Below are 2,666 nucleotides of genomic sequence, written 5' to 3'. Positions count from 1 at the left end.
AGACAGGATCAGGCTTTCCATCTGTGCGGGCGTCGTGGCGCTGGCAATCGGCGCGGTGATGCCCGGCCGCGCCATGATCCAGGCGAGCGCCACTTCGGCCTGCTTGGCCGAATGGCGGCCGGCCGCGGCATCGAGCGCGGAGAGAATGCGCATGCCGCGTTCGTTGAGATACTCGGCCACGTCTTCGCCACGCTCGCTCCGGCCAAGGTCGGCCTTGCTGCGGTATTTGCCGCTGAGGAACCCCTTGGCCAGGCCGAAATAGGTGATGACGCCGAGGCCTTCCGCCTTGCACAGGTCGAGCAGCGGGCCGTCCAGCGAAGAGCGATCGTACAGATTGTATTCGGGCTGCAGAACCTCGTAACGCGGCAGGCCCCGCAGGCTGGCGACATCCAGGGCCGCGCGCAATTGCCCCGCATCGAGATTGGAGCAGCCCGGATAGCGGATCTTGCCCTTCTCGAGCAGGCGCTGATAGGCGCCGAGCGTTTCCTCGTAAGGCGTGGCCGGGTCCGGCCAGTGCGACAGATAGAGATCGATGACGTCGGTCTGCAGCCGCTTGAGCGATTGGTCGACCGCCTTTTCGATATAGGCTGCGGAGAGGTCCCGCCTGCCCTGTCCCATGTCGGAGCCGACCTTGGTGATGACGACGATGCTGTCCCGGTTGCCGCGGCTCTTCATCCAGTTACCGATGATGGTTTCGGATTCGCCGCCTTTGTTGCCCGGCGCCCAGCGCGAATAGGCGTCCGCCGTGTCGACTGCGTTGAAGCCGGCCTCGGCAAAGCGGTCGAGCAGGTCGAACGAGGTCTTCTCGTCGGCGGTCCAGCCGAAGACGTTGCCTCCAAGGACCAGCGGCGCGATGGAAAGGTCGGTGCGACCGAGACGGCGTTTCTGCAAGACTGATCTCCGTGATGCTGGGAAGGGCCTGGGTGCCCAGAGGATGGATTGCGGCTAAGCTAGGTCGTGCCTTGCCGAGGTCAAAGGCATGGTTTTGCTTTTTGATCGGGCCAGATCTTCACGAAGGCGCGACCTGCCGCCCCACCTCTTCCAGCCAGTGGTCGCGGATGCCGAGCGCCCTCAGATGCTCCACCGTGCTCAGGACATAGTCTTCGTTCCTGCCCGATTGGCCCACGGCGCCGCGCACGACTTTTGCCGCATGCTCGGCGTCGAGCCCGCCGGCATATTGCTCATGCGCGCGGTCGACGATGTAGGCGACCGCTTCGACCGTTCCGCCTTGTCCCGCCCCATCCAGCCGGACATCGAGAGTGCGTTCGAGATAGACGCTGGTCACCAGCTCGCGCTCGCGCAGATAGGAAAGCACTTCGTCACGCAAATCGCCGGGCACGCGGAAGGCGAGCCCGACGCAGGAGCCGCCGCGGTCGAGGCCGAGCACCAGGCCCGGCCGCTCACGCGTACCGCGATGGACGAAGGAATAGACGCAAAGCGACCGGCGGAAGCCGTAAAGACGGGCGCGCCGCGTCTCGACATGTGCGAAACCGGGCCGCCAGATCAGCGACCCGTAGCCAAAAACCCAAAAATCGCCCATATCGCCAAGCCTGATTGCATTCGAGTGACGACACCACACCGGTAAGGTGCTTCTTCTGTCCCCGCTTGTCGTGCGTAAGAACAACCACCCGCTCGCCGCATGAGGGGTTAACGAGAGCCGCAGCATGACGTCAAGTGACGAGCGATCGCGCAAACCTCGCCGCCGGCTGTTCTGGCTTGCGGCGTTCATCTTGGTGCTGTTTGCGCTCTACAGCGGCGGATGGTTCTATCTCGCCGGCAAGGTCAAGACCGAGGCCGAGCGGGCCGTGGCCGAGCTTGGAGGCAAGGGCATCAAGGCCGACTGCGCCAATCTCACGGTCAGCGGTTATCCACTGGACTTCACGGTCGCCTGCGACAGCCTGGCCTATCAGGACGATGCCAGGAATGTAGCGGCCTCGACCGGCGATATGAACGTCGTCGCTCGCATCACCCAGCCTCTGTCGCCCGTGGCGAACCTGCGCGGGCCGTTGCGGACTGTGGCGCCGGGCATGCCGCCGCTTTGGCTCGACTGGGACAAGCTGCACGCCACGGTCAAGCTGTCATGGCCGCTTCCGCGCCGCATTTCGCTTCAGGCGGAAGGCTTGTCTGGACAGACCGATCCGGCCGACGACACCGATCCCGTGCAGCTGTTCAGCGCCGGCCAGGCGGCCGGCCAGCTGCAGCCGAACGGCCAGGACCTCGTCTATACCGGCAGCTTTGGCGACCTGAAGATCGACGCGGAAGCTGTCGGCGGACGCGTGCTGCCGGAACTCGACGGCGCCGGCGAAGCGACAGTGAAGAACGGCGTCGCGATGATTAAGGCGCCGCCGAAAAGCCTGCGCGGCCAGTCGGTCGAGATTGCCAGCCTCGACGTGTCATCAGGCACGGCGCGCGTAACTGTGTCCGGGCCGATCTCGATCGACGCCGACGGCCTGATCGATGCAAATCTGTCGATCAAGCTAAAGGACCCGAAGGCCGTGGCGGCGATCCTCGCCGGCGCCATTCCCGAGCACAAGAGCGAGATCGAGCAGGGTTTTGCCGGCATTGCCATGCTCGGCAAGCAACCATCCATGCCGCTCAAGATCGTGAAGGGTAAAGCTTCGCTTGGCTTCATCCCGCTCGGCAAGATCAAGCCGGTCGATTGAGAC

General features: G+C 64.5%; 3 protein-coding genes. 1 reads left to right on the top strand and 2 read right to left on the bottom strand.

Going from position 1 to position 2,666, the window contains the following annotated elements; translation table 11 throughout:
- On the bottom strand, nt 1-891 hold an 891-nt coding region (locus EOA75_RS31630), incomplete at its 3' end, for an aldo/keto reductase (protein WP_164747707.1).
- Between the two features lie 118 nt (nt 892-1,009).
- Complete coding sequence (locus EOA75_RS31625) at nt 1,010-1,540, bottom strand: gamma-glutamylcyclotransferase (protein WP_127326047.1); 531 nt, start codon at nt 1,538-1,540, stop codon at nt 1,010-1,012.
- 124 nt (nt 1,541-1,664) lie between these two features.
- Between EOA75_RS31625 and EOA75_RS31620 the strand changes: the two genes are divergently transcribed.
- On the top strand, nt 1,665-2,663 hold the full coding sequence (locus EOA75_RS31620; protein ID WP_127326046.1) for a DUF2125 domain-containing protein: 999 nt from the start codon (nt 1,665-1,667) through the stop codon (nt 2,661-2,663).
- Nucleotides 2,664-2,666: the final 3 nt, after the last annotated feature.

Origin of the sequence: Mesorhizobium sp. M1A.F.Ca.IN.022.07.1.1 (genome assembly GCF_003997575.1) — a bacterium.
Classification (GTDB): domain Bacteria; phylum Pseudomonadota; class Alphaproteobacteria; order Rhizobiales; family Rhizobiaceae; genus Mesorhizobium.
The sequence above is the reverse complement of the archived record's forward strand: the minus strand, read 5'-3'. Positions and strand labels throughout refer to the sequence as shown.

What these genes read in the sequence shown, in the direction of transcription:
- EOA75_RS31625 (WP_127326047.1), bottom strand. Translation starts at nt 1,540, where the DNA reads ATGGGCGATTTTTGGGTTTTTGGCTACGGGTCGCTGATCTGGCGGCCC.
- EOA75_RS31620 (WP_127326046.1), top strand. Translation starts at nt 1,665, where the DNA reads ATGACGTCAAGTGACGAGCGATCGCGCAAACCTCGCCGCCGGCTGTTC.